The following is a 22,259-nucleotide window of genomic DNA, read 5'->3' on the forward strand; positions in this document are numbered from 1 at the left end:
AGCGGCGGGTGATCACAAGATCCGGGACGGATTCTCCGAACCTTGTGCCGCCGCCGCTCCGACGAAGCCAGCCCGATAATCGACGCCGCTCATGATCAATCTGCATCTGTATCCATCGCCGTTTCTGAATGAAAGCCGGATACTGCGCGTGGCGAATTCCCTGAACAGCCTGGGGCTGTTCCAACGCATCGACCTGGTCGGCGCAGGCAGGCCCGGTCTGCCGGTGCAGGAGGCGGTGGCGCCGGGGATACGGATACTGCGCATCGGAACCCGTGGAGCAGGTGCCTCGCTCGCACGCAAGGTGGGACAGACCGCGGGCTGGAGCGCGTCCATCTTTGCCCGCTACCGCAACGAGAAGCTCGCTTGCATCAATTGCCACAGCATTGCCACACTGCCGCTCGGCGTCGCGCTGAAAAGAGCGACCGGCGCCCGGATCATCTACGATGCCCACGAACTGGAGTCCGAGGCGAACGGCCTGCGTGGATTGCGCAAGCGGCTGACCAAGGTCGTCGAACAGGCGCTGATCGGTCAGGCCGATCACTGCATTTTCGTCGGGGATGCGATCGAGCAGTGGTACAGGCGGGAGTACGGACTCGCGAATACCACGGTCTTGTACAACTGCCCGGTACGCTCCGACGCCGGCCGCTCCCGTCTCCTTCGCGACCGCTTCGGCATCGCCGACGATACGCCGGTCTTCCTCTACCAGGGTGTCATCGGCGAGGGCCGGGGCATACGCATCCTCATGGACGCATTCTCGGCGCTCGGCGACAAGGCGGCACTGGTGGTCATGGGCTACGGACCGCTGGCGCAATGGTTCGCGTCGCAAACCGCCCGGTACCACAACATCTTTTATCACCCGGCGGTGCCCCCAGCCGAGCTGCCCGCATACACCGCCTCCGCCGACTATGGCCTGTCCGTCATCGAGCCGACCTCGCTCAGCCACGAGTTCTGCATGCCGAACAAGCTGTTCGAGTACGCGATGGCAGGCAAGCCGGTGATCGTATCGCCCACCATGGAGCAGCGAGCGCTCGTCGAGCGCTACCAGATCGGCGCGGTCGCCGCCGCCTGCACCGCGGAGGCGGTCCGGGCCGCCGCGGTCAGCCTCATGGGCACGCCGCGGGAGCGCTTCCTGCCCGCCATTGAGCGCGCCCGCGACGAACTCTGCTGGGAGCAACAGCACCGGAAGCTGGCGGCCACCTACCTCGAGACGCTCGGGTTCCGGCCGCAGGCGAAGAACCAACCTGGAATGCGCGAGGTGGGGGCATGATCACCGTTGTCGACTATGGCGTCGCCAACCGCGGCTCGATGCAGAACATGCTCAGCCGGATCGGCGCGAAAGTGGAACTCGCCTCGACGCCGGAGGCCGTCCTGCGCGCCCGCAAGATCATTCTTCCCGGCGTGGGCGCATTCGACCACGGCATGGCGGCGCTGGAGGAGCGCGGACTGGCTGACGCCATCCGAAGCCGGGTGGCCGGCGACGGCATCCCCTTGCTCGGGGTCTGTCTCGGCATGCAGATGCTCGGCCGTGGCAGCGAGGAGGGAAGACGCACCGGCCTGGGTCTGGTCGACGCCTATTGCCGGCGTTTCCATTTCGCGACGGGCAGCAAGCAGAAGGTGCCGCACATGGGCTGGCAGGAGATCGGTATCAGGAAGGAGGGAGCGCCGTTGCTGGCGGGGCTCGACGACCGGTCGCGCTTCTATTTCGTGCATTCCTATCACCTGGTGTGCGAGGACCGGATCGACGTGCTCGCCGAGGCCAGCTACGGCAGCGAGTTCGTGGCCATCGTCCGTCGCGGGAACGTGATGGGGGTGCAGTTTCATCCGGAGAAGAGCCACCGGTTCGGCATGCGCCTGTTACGCAACTTTGTGGAAATGTGATGCTACGCGCCCGAGTGATTCCCTGTCTTTTGCTGCGCAACGGCGGACTGGTCAAGACCGTCAGGTTCGATGAGGCGCGCTACGTGGGCGACCCCATCAACGCGGTCCGCATCTTCAACGAGAAGGAGGTCGACGAGCTGGTCTTCCTCGATATCGGCAGCAGGGCAGCCGAGCTCGGACCGAACTTCGACCTGCTGGCCGACATTGCAAGCGAGGCCTTCATGCCGTTCGGCTACGGCGGCGGCGTCCGCAACATCGATCACGTCAAGCGCCTGTACGCGCTAGGCGTCGAGAAGGTCATCCTCAACACCATCGCCGTCGAGCAACCCGACATCGTGTCCCAGGCTGCGGGGCTCGCGGGCAGCTCCGGCGTGGTCGTGTCGATCGACGTGCGGCGCAACTGGATGGGCAGGTACTCGGTATGCGTGCGTGGCGGCCGGACCGACACCAAGCGCGATCCGGTCGCGCATGCCCAGGAGATGGAGCGCTTGGGGGCAGGCGAAATACTGCTTAACGCAATCGACCGCGACGGCACGATGGAGGGCTTCGATCTTGCCCTGGTTTCCCGCGTGGCCGAGGCCGTGTCGATACCGGTCGTGGCTGCCGGCGGGGCAGGCAAGCTGAGCCACCTGCGCGAAGCGGTGGACCGCGGAGCATCGGCAGCGGCGGCCGGAAGCCTGTTCGTCTTCCATGGCCGGCACAAGGCCGTACTGATCACCTATCCGAACTACCAGGATCTGGAGGAGCTCTTCAAATGACGTCAATCGCACTGGACGCGAGGCCGGGATACCAGGCGTGCAAGCGCTGCATCATGGATACGGTGGCGGACCCCGACATCGTCGTCGACGACAGCGGCATCTGCCATCACTGCCTGCGGTACGACCAGCTGGTCAGCTCACGGGTGCTGCGTGGAGAATCGGGGCGGCGGGCGATGGAAGCCATGGCCGCCCGGATCCGGGCGGCAGGGAAGGGACGCGATTACGACTGCATCATCGGCGTCAGCGGCGGTGTCGACAGCACGTACGTCGCCTACGTCGTCAAGCAGTACGGACTGCGCCCGCTGGCTGTGCACTTCGACAATGGCTGGGATTCCGAACTGGCCGTCAGCAACATCGAGCGGGTGCTGCGCAACCTCGACATCGAGCTATACACGCATGTCGTCGACTGGGAGGAATTCCGGGATCTACAGATTGCCTTCCTGCGGGCGTCCACGCCGGACGGCGAAATCCCGACCGACCACGCGATCAGCGCCCTGCTGTGGCGGGAAGCGGCCCGGCGCGGCGTGCGCTATATCATCTCCGGGATGAACTTCGCCACCGAGTCGATCAGCGTGCCGGGGTGGGCATACGGTCACTCCGACTGGCGCTACATCCGCGACGTGCACCGCCGTTTCGGGACGGTGCGGCTCAGCACCTATCCGCATTTCAGCCTGCCCTACCTGTTCTATGTGAATCTCGTCCGCAGGGTCAGGATTGTCTCGATCCTCAACTACGTCGACTACGACAAGGAAAAGGCAAAGGAACTGCTGAAGAACAAGCTGGGCTGGAAAGACTATGGCGGCAAGCACTTCGAGTCCATCTACACCCGCTTTTACCAGGGCTACGTCCTGCCGCGCAAGTTCGGTGTCGACAAGCGCTACGGCCATCTCTCCGACCTCATCAACTCCGGGCAGATGACGCGGCAGGAGGCGCTCGCCGAGATCGCGCGCCCACCGTACCGGGAAGACCTTCAGCTCGAGGACATGCACTATGTGATCAAGAAACTCGGACTGACGCCGAAGAAGTTCGACGAAATCATGCAGATGGAACCGAAGTCTTTCCGCGACTACCGCAACCTGTTCGGCGCCGTGCATTTTCTGCGCCGTTCGGTGAACGGCCTTCGGAAGTATCAGTTGTACCCACGGTAGCAAGGGAGTCGGGCCGCGCCTCCGCCCTGGCGTTACAGCAGCAGGGTCCCATTCCCGACGCATCACTTCATTTTTCGAGTCCGAAATGAACCAGCTCATGCTTCCCGCACCGCCCGGCCAGGTAGGATTCGGCCCGGAACGCAACGAAACGTCCGGCATAGTACGGACCCTTGGCTATCTTGCCGGCAGCTTTCGCCTGATCGCCACCGTCACCATGGTCTGCATCCTGGCGGGCATCCTCTACGCGCTCGCCGCGACGCCGCTCTATGAATCGAACCTGCTGGTGCAGGTGGAAGACATGAACGCGGCGGGCGGTTCCGTGGTCGCGAATCCGCGCAATATCCAGGGCGACCTGTCCGGGGCATTCGATATCCGGACGGCGACGGCCTCGGAAATCGAAATCCTGCGGTCGCGCGCCGTGGTCGCGCGTGCCGTCGAGAATGCCAAGCTCTATATCGACATCGCACCGCAGCGCTTTCCCGTCATCGGCGACGCCATCGCGCGGTACAACAATGCCTTGTCCGATCCCGGGCTGCTCGGTTACGGCGGTTATGCATGGGGTGCGGAGCAGGCGCAGATCTCCCGCTTCAATGTGCCGGAACGCCTCGAAGGCAAGCGCTTCATGATCGAGGTCGGCGCCGACAACCGGTACCGGCTGAGCTGCGAGGACTGCGGCATCGATCAGGTGGGAACGGTGGGCGAGACCCTGATTGCGCCCGTGCAGGGAGGGCAGGTCATCCTCGACGTCAGCGGGCTGGCCGCCAAGCCAGGCGCCCGTTTCGACCTGGTGCGGATGGCGCGGCTGGAGACAGTGAAGCAGTTGCAGACGCAATTGCGCATCGCCGAGAACGGCAAGCAGTCCGGCATCATCGGCGTCACGCTGCAGGGGTCCGATCCAAAGCAGGTCGCCTTGATCCTGAACGAGATCGGCAGGGAATACATTCAGCAGAACCTCGACCGGAAATCCGAGAAGGCCAAGAAATCCCTGGCCTGGCTCGACCGGCAGCTGCCGGACCTGAAGCAGGAACTCGACACGTCGGAAAACCGTTACCGGGAACTCCGGCACCGTACCGGTGCAATCGACATCAGCGAGGAGGCGAAGACGCTGCTCCAGCAGTCGTACTCGACCGAGCTCAGGCTGAGCGAGCTGAACCAGAAGAAGCTGGAATTGCTTACCCGATATGAGACGGCCCACCCGGCCATCCAGGCGATCACTGTCCAGGAACGCGCGCTGGATTCCCGTATCGCGCTTCTGAACAAGCGCATTCGCGAGCTGCCGGCGCTCGAGCAGGAGATGCTCCGCCTGAGCCGGGACGTCAAGGTCAACACCGAGCTCTACACGACGCTGCTCAGCACCGCTCAACAGCTGCGTCTTGCGACGTCCAGCGAAGTCGGGAACGCACGCCTCCTGGATCCTGCCGCACTGCCGGTGAAGCCAGTCAAGCCGCACCGCCTCCTCATCGTCACCCTGGCCGCCCTTGCCGGCGTGCTGCTCGGGATTGCGGTCGCCGTCCTGCGCAAAATGTTCTTCGGCCGCGTCGGGGATCCGGAAGAACTGGAGCACACGCTCGGGCTGCCGGTCAGCGCCGCGATTCCTCACAGCGAGAACCAGGAGCGGCTGCGCCGGCAGGCGCTGCGCTTCGGCGGGCGCCAGGGCGTCCTGCCGCACGACGCTCCCGACGGCGCGGTCGAGAGCATGCGCGGACTGCGGGCGGCGCTGCAGTTCACCATGCTCGACGCGCCGAACAACATCATCATGATCACCGGGCCGACCAAGGGCGTCGGGAAATCCTTCGTCTCCGCCAACCTCGCCTCGATCCTGGCCTCGATCGGCAAGCGGGTACTCCTTATCGACGCGGACCTGCGCGCCGGCGACCTGCACCGCTATTTCGCCGTCGGCCGAGACGCCGGCCTGGCGGATGCCCTGCAAGGGGAGCCGAATATCGACAAGCTGATCCGGCGCAACGCGACCGAAGGCCTGGACTTCCTTCCGACGGGGACGCTGCCGTCGAAGCCGGCGGAGTTGCTCGCCCATCCCCGCTTCAAGAATCTCCTGCAGCTGTGCGCCGAGCGTTATGACTACGTGCTGATCGATACGGCGCCGGTCCTCGCCGTATCCGACGCGCTGGCGATCGCGCCTATCGCCGGCGTCATCCTCAACGTCGTCCGTGGCGGCGTCAGCACCGTCAGCGAAGTCGAGGAATCGGTGAAGCGGCTCAGCCAGACCGGACGCACGGTTACCGGCGTCGTCCTGAACAACTCCAAGTCCAGGCATGCGCAGTACAGCTACGGCTACGGCCAGGAACATCGCGACGAGAACGTCGGCATGAACGCTTTCCGCGAGAGTGCGACATGAGAAGCAAGGAGGATGACATCGCGCCGGGCAGGCGCGCCGGTCTCACGGTCAAGCGGTTGCTCGATCTCATCGCATCCGCAGCGGGCTTGATCGTGCTGAGTCCGCTGCTGCTCGCGATCGCCGTCCTGGTGCGCCTCCTTCTCGGTCGGCCGGTACTGTTCCGGCAGGAGCGTCCCGGCCTGAACGGCGTACCGTTTCATATCTGCAAATTCCGCAGCATGAACGACAGCCGGGACAGCAACGGCGAACTGCTGCCGGATCATCTGCGCCTGACGCCGTTCGGTCGCTTCCTGCGCAAGACGAGCATCGACGAACTGCCCGGGCTGCTGAATGTACTGAAGGGCGAGATGAGCCTGGTCGGTCCCAGGCCGCTGCTGATGTCCTATCTCGACCGGTACACGGCGGAGCAGGCGCGACGGCACCGCATGCGACCCGGCATCACGGGCTGGGCGCAGGTCAACGGACGCCAGACCGTCAAATTCAGCAAGCGTCTCGAATACGACGTCTGGTATGTCAACAACTGGAGTATCTGGCTTGATCTCAGGATCCTGTTCCTGACCGTCTGGCGCATTCCGGGCGGCGCGGGGGTGATCTCGGGCCAGGATGTGGCGGACGTCGACGATCTTGGACTCAGCGACCGCTGCGAAATGCATGACGCCCGGAGGAACGGATGAACTATCGCGTCGATTCCTATCTGCTGGCATTGCCGGAGGAGCAGGACCTGGAAATGCTGTACGAGCAGAAGAACGACCCGGAGGTCGCTCGCCTGCTGGGAGGATTCTCGTTCGGGTATACGAGGGCCGGCCTGAACGAGTGGCTGCAGCAGCACAGCGGACGCAAGGACGAGGTGCTGTTCGCGATCCGCGACTACGAGAAAAACCGCTGCATCGGCCATCTCGGGCTGTACCGGATCGATTACCGGACGCGTTCCTGCGAGTACGGGATCATGATCGGCGACAAGGATTATTGGGGAATCGGCGCCGGACGCGCAGTTACCGCGTTCGCGCTCCGCTACGCGTTCGACGAACTGAACATGAACCGCGTCGAGCTTTCGCTTCTGGCGACGAACGAGAGGGCAAAGGCGCTGTATCTTGCGCACGGTTTCCGGCAGGAGGGCGTATTGCGGCAGGCCTGCTTCAAGGACGGAGACTACGTCGACGTGCTGGTCATGTCGCTGCTGCGCCGCGAATATGGAGGGCGGAATGATCAGTGAACGGTGGGAACACGGATCCGAGCTGCATCTCATGGTTTGCGCGGGCAAGGACATCACCCAGCATCCGTGGGAACGGCGCAATCGCACCTACGCTTCCGGGCGCGACGCCTTTCATGCCTTGCTCCAGTTCGGGCGGGTGACGCGCGGATGGAAGCGACTGCTGGTGCCGGGATATTACTGCCAGAAGGTCGTGGCCAGCCTCGCAGCCTCCGGGCTCGACCTGGTGCTTTACGACGACGGGCCGGACTGTGACGCGCCGTCGCTTGCCTCTGTCAGCCTGCGCGCCGGGGACGTCCTGCTCCTGGTGAACTATTTCGGCTTGCGCACCGCGCCGTTGCTGCCCGCGCTGCGCGGCACGGACGTCGAGGTGATCGAGGACCACACCCACGACCCGTGGTCCGACTGGGCGACCTCGAGCGAGGCCGACTGGTGCGTGGCTTCGCTGCGCAAGACGCTGCCGGTGCCCGACGGCGGGGTGCTCTGGTCGCCCGCCGGGCACACGCTTCCCGTAGCGGCCCGGATCGCCGTCGACCGCAAGCTCGGCTCGCTGAACCGGATGGCGGCCATGCTGTTGAAGTCGATGTATCTGGACGGCGCGCAAGTGACGAAGGAGGCGTTCCGCGATCTGTACAGCAGTGCGGAGCGCGTGCTGGACACTTCCGCCGCCTCCGGCATGACCCCGTGGGGCGCCGGCATTCTCCGTTCGCTGCCGATCCAGAAGATACGGCAGATCCGCCGCCACAACTGGCGGGTACTCTGCACGGAACTGGCTGATCTCGATCAGGTACGGATCCTCCAGCCCGAGGACGTCCTCGTTGCCTGCCCGCTGTCCTGCATCGTCCTGTTCAGCAGCCCCCGGCTGCGGGATTTCGTCCGGGCGCGCCTCATGGACGCGAATGTGTACACCGCGATCCTGTGGCCGCTTGATGAAAGCGTGCTGGATGATGTTGCGGAGGACCAGCGGCAGCTGAGCCGGACCATGCTGTCCATTCACTGCGACATCCGGTATGACGAGACCGACATGGTGCGCGTCGCCGCGCTGGTGCGCCGCGCGGTCAGGGATTTTCCAATTTAGGGGCGCGCGTCGCGCGGCGCCTCCGTTGGAATCGAGAAGAACCAACCGTGGAGAACAAATGGCAGAAACCTGTATCCTTCCAGACAGCGTGGGCATGCCCGCGCGAACCCGGCGGCTGCGTTGGCTTGCCCTTGACGAAGCGCCGGATGCCGCCGAGTACGAGCGCCTCTGGCGCGAGGGCCGGCACAGGCGCCCGCATGACAGCCTTGGCTATCTGGCGCTGGTCCGACCGAAACACTATCGGATGGCTGCCGTCGTCTACGACCATTCCGATACGGCCAGGATCACATACCCGTTCTTCTGGTGCGAACTGGGCGAGCTGCCGCATTTCGCGCACCTCGGGTCGAAACGGCATATCGTCTCGCCGTACGGGTATGGCGGACCGCTGTACGAGGGTGACCCCGCGCAAAAGGAAGCGGCGTCCCGCTGTTACGAGCAGTCGTTCCACCAGTTGCTCGCGGAGCGGTCGGTGGTGTCCGAGTTCGTCCGCGAGGACCTGTTCGGCGACCGCCTCGCCATGCGCGCCGCAGGCGAACTGACGGTGCAGCAGCCGAACGTCGTGGCCAGGCTCGACCGGGGCCAGGACGAGATCTGGAACGGCTACAAGAAAACACTGAGGTCGAACATCCGCCATGCGCGCGGCCTCGGCCTGCGGGTGTCCTTCGACCGCGAGGGCCGTCATCTCGACGCATTCCTGGCGCTGTACTACGAGACCATGACAAGGCGGAACGCGTCAGAGTTCTTCTTCATGTCGCGCTCGCGCTTCGAATACCTGACGGAGAACCTGCTCCCGCATGGCGGCATCATGTTCGTCCATGTGCATGACGGGAACGACATCATCGCATCCGAGCTTCTGCTGCTCGGCGGCGGCGAGATCTACTCGTTCCTGAATGCTTCGCACGAATCCGCGTTCCAGAAGCGCCCGAACGACGTCATGCGGCACGAAATCATGCGATGGGGACAGGAAAGGGGCATGCACTCCTATGTGCTGGGCGGCGGCGTCACTCCGGGCGACGGCATCTACCGCTTCAAGCATGGCTTCGATCCGGACGGCATGCTGCCCTTCAAGACGCGGAAGGTCGTGCATGACAGCGATGCTTACGACGCGCTGCTGCAAGCGAGACGCGCCGCGCACAACGATGGCACGGGGCAGGGCTGGCAACCGCAGCCCGACTTCTTTCCCGCATTCCTTTCGTAGCCGTTTCAATTTCTTCAGCTGGAAGTGCCGCCATGATCAATACGCCATTTTCCCCCTGGCCGAGTTTCTCGGCATCGGAAGCGGAGTCGGTCACACGGGTCCTGCTTTCCAACAAGGTCAACTACTGGACCGGTGACGAATGCCGGGCGTTCGAACGGGAGTTCGCGGCGTGGACCGGAACGGGCTATGCGGTTGCGCTCGCCAATGGCACCCTTGCCCTGGATCTGGCGTTGAGGGCGCTTGGACTGGGCAAGGGCGACGAGGTGGTCGTGACGCCCCGCACCTTCATTGCCTCCGTCAGCGCGATCGTCAACGCCGGCGCGCGCCCGGTGTTCGCGGACGTCGACCGGAATACCCAGAACATCACCGCCGACACCGTGGCCGAGGTCCTGACGCCGAGGACGCGCGGCATTGTCTGCGTCCATCTCGCCGGCATGCCATGCGAGATGGACCCGATCATGAAGCTGGCCAAGGCCAGGGACCTGGTTGTCATCGAGGACTGCGCCCAGGCCCACGGCGCACGGTACAAGGGGCGCATGGTCGGCAGCATCGGGCACATCGGCGCGTGGTCCTTCTGCCAGGACAAGATCATGACAACCGGCGGCGAAGGCGGGATGGTCACCACCAACGACAGGAACCTGTGGTCGGCCATGTGGGCGTTCAAGGACCATGGCAAGTCGTGGGAAGCCGTCTACGAACGGGAGCACCCGCACGGATTCCGCTGGCTGCATGATTCCTTTGGCACCAACTGGCGGATGCTGGAGATGCAGGCGGCGATCGGGCGGCTGCAGCTGCGCTGCGTCGGCGAATGGACGCGGCGCAGGAGGGCGAACGCCGACCGTCTCCGCGCCGCCTGCGCCCGGATCGCCGGCATCCGCGTGCCGCAGGCGCCGGACCATGTCGAGCATGCGTGGTACCGGTTCTACGCATTCATCGACCCGTCGTTTCTTGCTCCCGGCTGGTCGCGCGACAGGGTGGTCGACGAGATCATCGCCCGCGGCGTGCCGTGCTTCCAGGGGACATGCCCGGAGGTGTACCTCGAACGCGCATTCGACGGCACCGCGCTGCGGCCCGCGCAGCGCCTGCCGGTGGCCAGGGAGCTTGGGGAGACCAGCATCATGTTCCTGGTGCATCCCACGATCACCGAAGCGGAGCTCGACAAGACCTGCGCCGCGCTCCGCGATGTCATGGGCAATGCGCTACGGCAGCAGCTTTCCGCATGAAGGGGATCTGATGGCCTCGTCCGCGGATCGCTTCTGGCACAACGTCAGCATCGCCTTCAGCGGCGTGGTGCTTGCGCAGGCAATCCCGATCATTGGCTCGCTCGCGATAGCCCGCATCTACCTGCCGCAGGAGTTCGGCATATACGCAAGCTGGCTGGGCATCGTGACGGCCCTCAGCGTCGCGCTGACCGGCCGCTTCGAGATGACGCTGGCGATCGTCGCCGATGGCCGCCCGCGCCTTGCCGCGGCCTGCGCGACTTTCGCCACCTGCCTCGTGTCGTCCCTGGCGATCCTGGCGCTATTGCTGGTTGCCTGGGCAGCGTCGCCATCTCTGCTCGCGCCGTATCCGCCCGCGCTCCTGGCCTTGCTGGTGCCGTCCGCATTCTTTTTTGCCTGCTCCAAGACCTGGCAGGCGTGGGCGGCGGCGAACGGCGAACTGCGATCCCTGTCGGCCATGCGGGTAGGGCAGGCGGCATTGACCACCATCGCCCAGATCGTAGTCGGCTGGTTCGTGCCTACCGCACTTGCGCTGGCGTGTGCCTATTCCGGCGCCATGCTGGTGACGATCCTGCTTTCCGCCTTCCTGCTCCGCGACCCCCTGCGCCAGACGGGCGGCGCCCGCGGCCTGTTGCGCGAAATCCGGGAATTCCTTGTCGTACGGCGCCGCTTTCCGCTGCTGGCGCTGCCGGCCGATTCCATCAGCGCGGTGGCGACCGTGCTGCCCCTGATCATGCTCGCGAACCGGTTTGGCGCCGAGGTCAGCGGCTTGCTCGCACTCACCATGCGCGTGCTGGGAGCCCCGATCAGCCTGCTCGGCACTGCCGTGCTCGATGTGTTCTGGCGGGCGTCCGGCGCCAGCTTTCGGGAATACGGTCACTGCCGCGACGACTACCGGAGGACCTTCAAGGTGCTCGCCGCCGGTTCCATCGCCGTCACCGTGGTGATCATCGGATTCTCCGAGCCGCTCTTCGTGCTGGCCTTCGGCGAACCCTGGCGGGAGTCGGGCCGGTTCGCCGCCTGGCTGATGCCGATGTTCGCGCTCGGATTCGTCGCGAGCCCGCTGAGCTACGTCTTTTATGTCGCCAACAAGCAGCACGTCGACCTCGGCTGGCAATGCTGCGTGCTGACGATGACGATTGCCACCCTGGGGTTGACACCGGACTATTCGAGCGCGATACAAATCTACGCCATCGGGTATGGCTTGCTCTATGTGGTCTACCTCATGTTGTCGTGGGAATTCAGCAAGGGAACGCAGCACTAGCGCCGTCGTCGCGCACTGTGACGGAACTACATGACAAACAGGATCTCGCCATGATGAATACCAGTTATCGGATCTGCAGCAGATGCGTAATGGATACCAGCGATCCCGACATCAGCTTCGACCGCGACGGCGTGTGCAACCACTGCCGGAAGTTCGATGCGGTCACCCGCCACCACTGGTACCCGGGGCCGGAGGGCGAGGAACGCTGGAAAGGAATTGTGGCGCGAATCAGGGACGAGGGGCGGCACAAGGAATACGACTGCATCATGGGCCTGAGCGGTGGGGCCGACAGTTCCTACCTGGCGTACAAGAGCAAGGAGTGGGGGCTGCGTCCGCTGGTTGTGCATGTCGACGCGGGCTGGAACAGCGAGCTCGCAGTGGCCAACATCGAGAAGATCGTGAAGCATGGCGGGTTCGATCTCCACACGCATGTCGTCGACTGGGAAGAAATGCGCGATCTGCAGCTGGCCTATCTCAAGGCGGGTGTGGCGAACCAGGACGTCCCGCAAGACCATGTGTTCTTTGCCAGTCTCTACCATTTCGCTACCAGCAACGATATCCGCTATATCCTCAGCGGCGGCAACATCGCGACCGAGAGCATCTTTCCCGATGCCTGGGAAGGCGCCGCGATGGACGCCATCAACCTGAAGGCAATCCACCGCCGCTACGGCAGCATGCCGCTCAAGAGCTTCAGCACCATCAGCTTCTTCGACTGCTACGTGTGGTACCCGTTTGTCAAGAAGATGCGCACTGTCCGGCCGCTGAACTACATGCCATACGATAAGGCGGCGGCCATCAAGGAAATGGAGGAGCAGATAGGCTGGCGCGCGTACGGCCGCAAACACGGCGAGTCGCTGTTCACCCGACTTTTCCAGAACTACTACCTCCCGGCGAAGTTCGGCTTTGACAAACGCCGGCCGCATCTTTCCAGTCTGATCATGGCTGGCCAGATGACGCGCGAGGCGGCATTGGCCGAACTGGAAGAGCCTTTGTACGATGCGCAGGAACTGGACAAGGACATCAGCTATTTCTGCAAGAAGCTCGGCATCACCGTCGACGAGTTCGACGATTATGTGCGCGGCCCGCTGCGGCACTACTCGGAGTTCCCGAATTGGGACAGCCGCTACCGGCTGCTCAAGCGGGCCCAGGAGACGGTGGAGTCGCTTCTCGGGCGACGCGTCAACGTTTATTCCTGATGCAGGCGTCCCGGCCCCCGCCGGGACCAGGCGCGCACTTTCGCTCGCCCCACGGGCCGCGCGTTGCCTCCACGGCGCGACGTGCCGCGGGTTCGCCATCCATCAGTCCGGTTCCCTTTCCTCACCCTGCCGCAGGTTCGTCCCCATCAGGTCTCGGTTTCTCTCTCATACATACCTTTGGTTTGTCAAACTTCCGTTGTTACTAAAGGTACGCTCTACGTGCCGACATCCTACGGCCTAAACCGCTACCCACGGTATTTGCCGGGCGACCACCGCCATTTAAATGTTTCCGACGGTTACGTTTCCTAACATCTTCACAATTCTGTGAGGAACTAATTTTCCTTCTGGAATCTCGAACCATTCTCGTTTTTGCGGGATTTTTTCGATGTATTCAAGTAAGGGGATTTAGTTTTGGCTTTTTCAACGACTCAAGGCTTTTGCAAGACCGTTATCGCAGGCGCGTGCGCCACGCTGATCCTCGCCGCGTGCGGTGGCGGCGGAGGCGGGAATGACGCGGCGCAGGACAGCATCGCTGCCTCCAGCTCCGGCGCTACCGAGAACTATGCAGTGGACACCGCGGCGGCAGACCAGGCTGGCGATCAGGACGAGGTTCTTCTCGATACCGAACCGGCGCCCGAGGAGGAGGAGGTGACTGGAAACGCCTATGCCGGTCTCGCGGCCGTCAGCAACCGCTTCTCTTGCGGCGGCAGTGTCGAGAACGAGGCCTGGGCAATGTGGAACGGCAGCACCTTCATGCGGAGCTGGATCCAGGGAGATCTGGATCGTGTGACCAAGCAGGGCGATGTCTACGGCCTGTATGACTTCCAGATCGAGTCGCAGAACCTGTGGTCGATGGCGGAACGCTGCAACCGGACCGACAAGCTGCAGGAAGCTGCCCGCATGATTCGCAGCACCTACGCCAAGCTGGTCCCCGCACCGAACGGCGCGCACGGCCGTGCATGGGTATGCAAGGGCGGTCCCGGCACGGTTTGCTACGACAGCGGCCTCGCCAATGAAGAAGTCAAGCTGGTCAGCTTCCAGTTCCTCGGCGTCGCAAGCTTTGTCGCCAATGCCCTCGCAAAGTCCGGCGCCGCCCTGACCACGGAGGACAAGAACTTCATCAACGAAACCGCCAAGGTCACGACCGAACACCTGGTCCGCTGGGCAAACGAATATCAGACCGAACGGCTCCAGACCATGGTCAGCGCCGGCGTCAGCGACGTTGCCTACGACGACTCCTTCCTTCTTTTCTCCGACATCGACCTCTGGCATCTGACGGTCTACGCCGAACTCGCCGGCGTGCGCGAATGGCAGGCGAAGCAGGGCATCGCCGTCAGCTCCGGGAACGACGCGCTGCTGCGCACGCACCTTGGCGCTCTCCTGAGCGCGTACAAGAAGCGTACCGCGAACCTCAAGTCGGGCACTGGCGCCCAGCTCCCAAGCACGACCATGTCGGATCTCGACCGCGGCTTCTGGGGCAACATGTCGGCCAACACCTACGCGTCCTATGCGGGTGCGACCAAGCCGGTCAACTGCTCGTCCGGGTATGCGCAGGTCTCGACCTCGTCGTTCTCGAAGCGGACGGACATCAGCTGGGACTTCAGCCATGCCCGCCGTCTGGTGCAGGCGATGGACGGCCTGACGCGCAACCGCGAGGCGCTGCAAACGCGCTTTGGCGTCACCACGGCCCAGCTGCCGTCCACCGGACAGCCGCGCGCATTCGCTGCCGCGTTGGTCAACAAGGTCTGGAACGGCAGCAAGACCGAGCCGCTCTTCAAGAACTACTGGAGCGGCGCCAACGGTTGGTTCGGCGCGGTGTACGACAGCAACAGCGGCTATTGCGATGAAGGCATGAAGCCCTACGCGATGACCGACACCTTCCCGACCGGCGGCTTCATCACGTGGAACCGCTACTACCCGGTGATCGGCCAGCTGGGCGCGAAACTGTATGACCTGTCGAAGAATTCGGCCGGATCCAGCTTCATGACTTCCCGCTACTCGCGCCTGAGCAACGCTTCGGGATCGGAGAACCGGGCCATCTCCAACTTCATGTTCTTGCCGACGCTCGTCGGCGTAGGCATCGCCAACTAAGCGCCGACCGCCGGCATCGTCCTGCCGGCACTGCGCCTGCAGCCACAGGGGAGCATCGATCGATGCTCCCTTTTTCTTTGCTTGCGCGGAAAAAAACCGCGGTGGCGGCGCGCTGGCCGATCCGGACGGCAAGCCAAGATCGAATTATTCATTCGATCGCCAAGCAGGCATGCCGGAGAGACGAAACTTTCCTACTTATTCTTCTGAAGCCGCCGCTTATCCTGAGATCAGGCATTCCGATGAATGCCCGGACGGGATGTATACGCGGTACGCCTGCCTGAGTCGCGTGCATGGACCACGGCGGCAGGGCTGTCCGTGATCCTTCCTGTTCTCTGTCAACTGCCAGCCCAAGGGTGCCGGAATGCGTGAAGATATCCTCAGGAAGCTCAAGGCGTCTGCCGCGGAGGACCGCGTTGAATGGATCGACCATGCGAAGGGAATCTGCATCTTCGCAGTGGTGATGATGTACGCAGCACACCATGTCCAGCAAATCGCCAACGACATCGGCTGGATGCAGGCGGCGGTCGACTTCTCCAAGCCATTCCGGATGCCTGACTTCTTTTTGCTGTCCGGCCTCTTCGTCGCGCACGTACTCGGCCGGACCTGGCGCTCGTACCTGGATACCAAGGTCCTTTACTTCGCCTATTTCTACGCGGTCTGGGTCACGATCAAGTTTGTTTTCATGCAGTATTCGCAACTGCTCGCCGGCGACATCGGCCGCCTGGTTCCCGACTACCTGATGCTGTTCGTGCAGCCGCCGACCGGGCCGCTCTGGTTTATCTACATCCTTTCGCTGCTTTTCGTCGTCGTGAGGCTCATCCGCACCTGGCCTGCGCCGCTGGTGTTTGCACTGGGAGCAGCCTTGCAGATCGCCGACTTCGATACCGGGATCATACTGCTCGACAAGTTCGCCCACTATTTCATCTTCTTCTATTCCGGCTATTTCCTCGCGCCGCATATCTTCCGTCTGGCAGCGTGGGCGCAGGAGCGGAAGCGCGAGGCGGCGCTCCTTCTGCTCGCGTGGTTCATCGCCAATGCGGTGCTGGTGCACTACGATCTGGCGATGCTGCCCGTGATGTCGCTGGTGACGGGTTACGCGGGAGCGATCGCCGTGATGCTCGTGTCGGCGCTGCTGGTCGACCGGTCGTGGATGTCCTGGCTCAGCTATCTCGGCAGGCATTCGATCATCGTCTATCTCGGCTTTGTCATACCGCTTGCGCTCTCGCGCCCCATCGTGGCGCGCTCGCTCCCGTCCATCGACACCGGCACCGCCACTCTTTTCGTCACCCTCGTCTCCATTGCAGGCGCTGTCGTGCTGCATCGGGCGGTGCGCGGCACGCCGCTGCGCTTCTTGTTCGTCCGTCCCTCCTGGGTGACGACGCGACCCCGCGTGTCTTCTCCGATCCGGAACCTGCACGGCTAATGCGATCTCCCCAGATGTACGAACGTGCAGGGATATGCAAACCGCCCTATCCGGATTCGCGTGGCGCGGCCGCGCAGCGCATCATCGCGTCGCCGGCCGATTCATGCGACGTGCATCGCGCAATCTGTCGCCGTCCGACGGATTGTTCTCGACCTTTCGAAAAACTGCATTGCTTCTCCGTCCAGACACGTTCACGTATCAACATTTCATACTTAAGTGTGAGAAGCGCAGCATCTAAAGTAATAGCGAACGGAGGGGCGCAGCTCCACTTGCGCCGACGTGGTCCCGAAAACATAAAGAGATGATCCTGCATATGTCCAATCACCGGCAAGCGCTTCTCCCCCGTGCCAGCAATCGCCTGGTCGCCATGAACCGACGGACCAAAGTAGCGCTGATCATCGCCGTCGACCTCATTTCTCTTCCCCTTTGCTTTCTCGCCGCCATGACACTCCGGCTCGGGGGCATCGAGCCTACGATGAAGTACGGTGTCGCCCCGTACCTGCTCATCGCGGTGATCACGGTGCCGGCCTTCGCAGCGACGCATCTCTACTCGGCCGTGATCCGCTTCATCGACCACCGCCTGATCGTCGCCGCCGGCGCGGGGCTGGCGGTCGTGATCGCCGCTACCTGCGGCCTGCTGCTCCTGGTCAACTACACCGACCTTCCCAACAGCGCGCTCGCGATCTACTGGTTCATCGCATTCTCCTATGTGGTCGCCTCGCGGCTCGCCGCCAGGACCGTGCTGCGCCTCGGCCATGCAACGGCAGTCCAGGCCGGGCCCGCGTGCAGTGTCGGCATCTATGGGGCAGGCGAGGCGGGCTCCAAGCTGGCGCTGGCAATGCGGGTGAGCGGAAAGTACCGCGCCATGTGCTTCTTCGACGACAAGGCTGCGCTCGAGAAGAGGAACGTCGCCGGGCTGAAGGTCTTTCGGCCGGAGCGGATCCCGGAAATCGTGTCGATGCTCCGTATCACGCTGGTCGTCATCGCCATTCCATCCGCCAGTCCCGAAGCGCGGCGGGAGATCATGTACCGGGCAAACCGTGCCGGCGTGAAGGTGAAAATCCTGAGCAACCTGATGGAACTCGCGGACGAGGAAGTGTCGCCGCGGTCCATCAGGGAACTGAAGATCGAAGACCTGCTTGGCCGTGAGCCGAACCAGCCGCAGGTCGAGCTCTTCGCACGCTGCGTGCACGACCAGAACATCCTCGTGACCGGCGGCGGCGGCTCGATCGGCAGCGAGCTTTGCCGCCAGATCATGACGCAGACGCCGCGCGAGCTGCATATCATCGATCACTCGGAATACGCGCTCTACGCCATCGAGAGCGAGCTCTCCGCCCGCTTCCCGGGACGCACCATCCGGGCGCATCTCGGGTCCGCCTGCGATGCGCGGCTGGTCGAGCGCATCATGCGGGAGAACAGGATCGAGACCGTCTACCATGCAGCCGCCTACAAGCATGTTCCGCTGGTCGAGGAAAACATCGCGGAGGGCATCCGCAACAACATCCTCAGTGCGGAAGTGGTGGCCAACGCGGCAGCGAAGTTCCGCGTGAAGACCTGCGTGCTCATCTCGACCGACAAGGCGGTGCGGCCGACCAGCATCATGGGCGCCAGCAAGCGCATCGCGGAACTCATCTTCCAGGCCGCGGCCATCACTTCCGGCGCGAGCACGCGCTTCTGCATGGTCCGCTTCGGCAACGTGCTCGGCTCCTCAGGCTCGGTCGTGCCGCTATTCAAGAGCCAGATCGAGCGCGGTGGACCGATCACCATCACCCATCCCGACGTCGTGCGCTATTTCATGTCGATCCCCGAGGCGGCGCAGCTGGTGATGCAGGCGGGCGCGATGGCGACCGGTGGCGACGTGTTCGTGATGGACATGGGCGAGCCGGTGAAGATCGTCGACCTCGCCCGGACCATGATCGCGATGTGCGGCCTCAAGGAAAAGAACGCGGCAAATCCGTCAGGGGACGTCGAAATCCAGTTCGTCGGCCTGCGGCCGGGCGAGAAGCTCTACGAGGAGCTGTTCGCCGGGAACGACGCCGTCCCCAGCCGGCATCCGAGGATCATGACGACGTCGGAGTACGTGATCGAACCCGCTGTGCTCGAGCAGCAGATCGCCTATCTCCATGTGGCGTGCGCCAACAACGACACGGCGATGATCCGCTTCCTGGTGCAGCGCATGGTCGAGGAGTACAAGTACACGCCCCGTACGCCCAGCGAAGAACGTGTCGTTGAACTGCCCATGGCGGCGCCGAAATTCTCCCCGCGTCTCGCCCGCGTGTGACGTGGCCGCAATGCATAACCATCGGGGGCAGCGCGGATCGACGGCTTCGCAAGCCGGTTAGCACTTGCTTGTTTTTCTCACACATTTGACATCACGGAACGAACATGGAATACACCAACAATCTCCCGGCGGCCATTCGCCTGCCTGTCACGGCAATACCCGAGACCGACTTCTCCCACCTCGACCAACTCCTGGCCAAGATCGAGAACCGCACCGCCGTCATCGGTGTCGTCGGCCTTGGATATGTCGGCCTGCCGCTGATGTTGCGCTTCTCCTATGCAGGCTTCCGGGTCCTGGGATTCGACATCGATGCCGACAAGGTCGCCAAGCTCAATCGCGGCGAAAGCTACATCGAGCATATCGCAGCCAAATCGATCACCGATGTCCTTGCCCGCGACTCCCGCGCGACCTGCGATTTCAGCCTGGCTTCCGAGCCGGATGTCCTGATCATCTGTGTGCCGACACCGCTCAACGCCTACCGTGAGCCGGACCTGAGCTTCATCCTGAATACGGCCGACATGCTGGTCCCGCACATGCGCAGGGGACAGCTTCTGTCGCTGGAGAGCACGACCTATCCCGGCACCACCGAGGAAGAACTGTTGCCGCGGCTCGAAGACCGAGGCTTCACCGTCGGCGAGGACGTCTTCCTGGTGTTCTCGCCCGAACGGGAGGATCCGGGCAATCCGACGTTCAAGACACGGTCGATTCCCAAGGTAGTGGGAGGCGTCACCAGCGCATGCCAGAAGGCGGGGATCGCGCTGTACGCGGCGGCGATCGACCGCGTGGTGCCGGTCAGTTCGACCCGGGCGGCAGAGCTGACCAAGCTCCTCGAGAACATCTACCGCGCGGTGAACATCGGCCTGGTCAACGAGATGAAGATCATCGCCGACCGCATGGGAATCGACATCCATGAAGTCATCAACGCCGCGGCGACCAAACCGTTCGGCTTCACGCCGTACTATCCGGGTCCGGGACTTGGCGGGCACTGCATCCCGATCGATCCGTTCTACCTGACCTGGAAGGCGCGGCAGTACGGCCTCCATACCCGCTTTATCGAACTGGCGGGCGAGATAAATAACGACATGCCGCGCTGGGTGATCGGCAAGGTCGCCAACACGCTCAACGATCGCGGCCGCTCCATCAAGGGGAGCCGCATCCTGGTGCTCGGCATCACGTACAAGAAGGATGTCGACGACATGCGCGAGTCGCCGTCGGTGAAGCTGATGGAGATGCTCCGGGATCGCGGCGCCGAACTGTTCTACTCGGACCCGCACGTGCCGGTCTTCCCGCGCATGCGCGAGCATCACTTCGAAATGGAGAGCACGGCGCTGACGCGGGAGACGATCGCGTCGATGGACCTGCTCCTGCTGGCGACAAACCATTCCGCATTCGACTACGAGTTCATACAGAAGTACGCGAAGGCACTGGTCGACACGCGCGGCGTGTACCTCGACCCGCTTCCCAACGTCATCAAGTCCTGAACAGGAGGCGAACATGAGCTATCTGCCATCGCCTGCGGCGCATCGCGTGGTCGATCGTCCCGTCAGGTTCGCCCTTGCGGGATGCGGGCGCATCTCCCGCAATCACTTCAGCGCGCTGAGCCAGCATGCTGGGTCGTGCGAACTGGTCGGGGTATGCGACGTCGACGCGCGGGCGCTGGAGACGGCCGCGGAGCTGACCGGCGCCCGCGCCTACAAATCGCTCGGGCACATGCTCGAGGGCAGCGACGCCGACGCGGTCATCCTCACCACGCCTTCCGGTCTCCATTCCGCCCAGGCGATTGCGGTCGCGCAATCCGGACGCCACGTCGTGACGGAAAAGCCGATGGCGACGCGCTGGGAGGACGGGAAGAGGATGGTCGCCGCCTGCGACGCGGCCGGCGTCCGCCTTTTCGTGGTCAAGCAGAACCGACGCAATGCGACGCTGCAGCACCTGAAGAAAGCCATCGAGGCGGGGCGGTTCGGCCGCATCCATATGGTGACGCTGAACGTTTTCTGGCAAAGGCCGCAGGAGTACTATGACAGCGCCAGGTGGCGCGGAACATGGGAGTATGACGGCGGCGCGTTCATGAACCAGGCGAGTCACTATGTCGACCTGGTCGAATGGCTGATTGGACCGGTGGAAAGCCTGCATGCGTACACGGCGACGCTGCAACGGAACATCGAGGTGGAGGACACCGGCGTCCTGAGTGTGCGCTGGCGCAACGGCGCGCTCGGCTCGGTCAACGTAACAATGCTGACTTATCCGCAGAACCTGGAAGGAAGCGTAACGGTTCTCGGAGAGAAGGGCACGGTGCGCATCGGCGGCGTTGCCCTGAACGAGATTCAGCACTGGCAGTTCGAGCAGCGCGAGGATGTGGACGAAAGGATCAAGGCCGAGAGCTACCAGACCAACTCGGTTTACGGTTTCGGCCATGTGCAGTACTACGACAATGTCATCAGTACCCTGCGCGGCGAGTCACTGCCGGAGACCGACGGCAGGGAGGGACTGAAGACGCTTGAGATCCTCATTGCCACCTATCTCTCCGCGCGGGATGGCAGGCGGGTCTCCTTGCCGCTGGAGTACTGACATGGCGGCCTTTGTCCATCCTACGGCGGTGGTTGACGACGACGTCGAGCTCGGCGACAGCACGAAAGTCTGGCATTTTTCCCACGTGAGCACCGGGGCGCGCATCGGCAAAGGCTGCTCGCTCGGTCAGAACGTCTTCGTCGCCGGCAGCGTACGCATCGGCAACAACGTCAAGATTCAGAACAATGTCTCCGTGTATGACGGCGTGACGCTGGAAGACAACGTCTTCTGCGGTCCCAGCATGGTCTTCACCAATGTGCACAACCCGCGCGCGGAAGTGGTGCGAAAGGATGCATATCGCAGGACACTGGTCCGCCGCGGCGCGACCATCGGCGCCAATGCGACGATCGTCTGCGGCGCGACGATCGGGGCCTACGCGCTGGTCGGCGCCGGCGCCGTGGTTCTCCGCGACGTCCCCGATTTCGCCCTGATCGTCGGCGTGCCTGGACGGCAGGTGGGGTGGATCAGCAGGCATGGAGAGCGACTGGACCTGCCGCTGCGCGGCGAGGGAAGGGCGGTATGTCCGCATACCGGTGATGAGTATGTCCTGAAGGAGGGTTCCTGTGCGTTACGTACCGAATGCCGATAGT

Annotated in this window: 18 protein-coding genes; all 18 read left to right on the plus strand. The window is 63.5% G+C overall.

What is annotated here, in order from left to right; genetic code table 11:
- The first annotated feature begins 148 nt into the window (after positions 1–148).
- The 18 genes from VIM12_RS20920 to VIM12_RS21005 all read left to right on the plus strand — a co-directional run bounded on the left by VIM12_RS20920 (position 149) and on the right by VIM12_RS21005 (position 22,258).
- Positions 149–1,267 (plus strand): glycosyltransferase, encoded by a 1,119-nt coding sequence (locus VIM12_RS20920; RefSeq protein WP_331944400.1) that lies wholly within the window; start codon positions 149–151, stop codon positions 1,265–1,267.
- Positions 1,264–1,878, plus strand: coding sequence for an imidazole glycerol phosphate synthase subunit HisH (gene hisH / locus VIM12_RS20925; protein ID WP_331944402.1), 615 nt, complete (start codon positions 1,264–1,266; stop codon positions 1,876–1,878). The genes VIM12_RS20920 and hisH overlap by 4 nt, the downstream gene beginning before the upstream one ends.
- Positions 1,878–2,636 carry an AglZ/HisF2 family acetamidino modification protein gene (locus VIM12_RS20930; protein ID WP_331944404.1) on the plus strand — a complete coding sequence of 253 codons (759 nt, stop codon included), beginning with the start codon at positions 1,878–1,880 and terminating at the stop codon, positions 2,634–2,636. Before hisH ends, VIM12_RS20930 begins: the two co-directional genes overlap by 1 nt.
- Entirely contained in the window at positions 2,633–3,784 is a 1,152-nt protein-coding gene (locus VIM12_RS20935; RefSeq protein WP_331944406.1) for an N-acetyl sugar amidotransferase, read from the plus strand. The genes VIM12_RS20930 and VIM12_RS20935 overlap by 4 nt, the downstream gene beginning before the upstream one ends.
- Before the next feature lie 85 nt (positions 3,785–3,869).
- On the plus strand, positions 3,870–6,140 hold the full coding sequence (locus VIM12_RS20940; protein WP_331944408.1) for a polysaccharide biosynthesis tyrosine autokinase: 2,271 nt from the start codon (positions 3,870–3,872) through the stop codon (positions 6,138–6,140).
- Entirely contained in the window at positions 6,137–6,814 is a 678-nt protein-coding gene (locus VIM12_RS20945; RefSeq protein WP_331944410.1) for a sugar transferase, read from the plus strand. Before VIM12_RS20940 ends, VIM12_RS20945 begins: the two co-directional genes overlap by 4 nt.
- A complete protein-coding gene (locus VIM12_RS20950; protein ID WP_331944412.1) occupies positions 6,811–7,353 on the plus strand; it encodes a GNAT family protein in 543 nt (180 codons plus the stop codon). Before VIM12_RS20945 ends, VIM12_RS20950 begins: the two co-directional genes overlap by 4 nt.
- The gene (locus tag VIM12_RS20955; RefSeq protein WP_331944414.1) at positions 7,343–8,428 is read left to right on the plus strand and encodes a hypothetical protein; all 1,086 of its coding nucleotides are present in this window, start codon (positions 7,343–7,345) and stop codon (positions 8,426–8,428) included. Before VIM12_RS20950 ends, VIM12_RS20955 begins: the two co-directional genes overlap by 11 nt.
- Before the next feature lie 58 nt (positions 8,429–8,486).
- Positions 8,487–9,626: a GNAT family N-acetyltransferase gene (locus VIM12_RS20960; protein ID WP_331944416.1), complete on the plus strand. Its 1,140-nt coding sequence runs from the start codon at positions 8,487–8,489 to the stop codon at positions 9,624–9,626.
- A 32-nt stretch (positions 9,627–9,658) separates the two neighbouring features.
- On the plus strand, positions 9,659–10,849 hold the full coding sequence (locus VIM12_RS20965) for a DegT/DnrJ/EryC1/StrS aminotransferase family protein (protein WP_331944418.1): 1,191 nt from the start codon (positions 9,659–9,661) through the stop codon (positions 10,847–10,849).
- Positions 10,850–10,859: 10 nt separating this feature from the next.
- Positions 10,860–12,110 (plus strand): lipopolysaccharide biosynthesis protein, encoded by a 1,251-nt coding sequence (locus VIM12_RS20970; protein WP_331944420.1) that lies wholly within the window; start codon positions 10,860–10,862, stop codon positions 12,108–12,110.
- A gap of 53 nt (positions 12,111–12,163) precedes the next feature.
- Positions 12,164–13,306, plus strand: coding sequence for an N-acetyl sugar amidotransferase (locus VIM12_RS20975; RefSeq protein ID WP_331944527.1), 1,143 nt, complete (start codon positions 12,164–12,166; stop codon positions 13,304–13,306).
- Between the two features lie 411 nt (positions 13,307–13,717).
- Entirely contained in the window at positions 13,718–15,397 is a 1,680-nt protein-coding gene (locus tag VIM12_RS20980; RefSeq protein ID WP_331944422.1) for a hypothetical protein, read from the plus strand.
- Between the two features lie 361 nt (positions 15,398–15,758).
- On the plus strand, positions 15,759–16,820 hold the full coding sequence (locus VIM12_RS20985; RefSeq protein WP_331944424.1) for an acyltransferase family protein: 1,062 nt from the start codon (positions 15,759–15,761) through the stop codon (positions 16,818–16,820).
- 367 nt (positions 16,821–17,187) lie between these two features.
- On the plus strand, positions 17,188–19,101 hold the full coding sequence (locus tag VIM12_RS20990; protein ID WP_331944426.1) for a nucleoside-diphosphate sugar epimerase/dehydratase: 1,914 nt from the start codon (positions 17,188–17,190) through the stop codon (positions 19,099–19,101).
- Positions 19,102–19,205: 104 nt separating this feature from the next.
- A complete protein-coding gene (locus VIM12_RS20995) occupies positions 19,206–20,582 on the plus strand; it encodes a nucleotide sugar dehydrogenase (RefSeq protein WP_331944428.1) in 1,377 nt (458 codons plus the stop codon).
- Positions 20,583–20,595: 13 nt separating this feature from the next.
- Positions 20,596–21,669: a Gfo/Idh/MocA family oxidoreductase gene (locus tag VIM12_RS21000; protein ID WP_331944429.1), complete on the plus strand. Its 1,074-nt coding sequence runs from the start codon at positions 20,596–20,598 to the stop codon at positions 21,667–21,669.
- Position 21,670: 1 nt separating this feature from the next.
- Positions 21,671–22,258, plus strand: coding sequence for an acyltransferase (locus VIM12_RS21005; RefSeq protein WP_331944431.1), 588 nt, complete (start codon positions 21,671–21,673; stop codon positions 22,256–22,258).
- Position 22,259 lies beyond the last annotated feature (1 nt).

This window comes from Noviherbaspirillum sp., from assembly GCF_036563305.1.
Classification (GTDB): Bacteria; Pseudomonadota; Gammaproteobacteria; order Burkholderiales; family Burkholderiaceae_D; genus Noviherbaspirillum.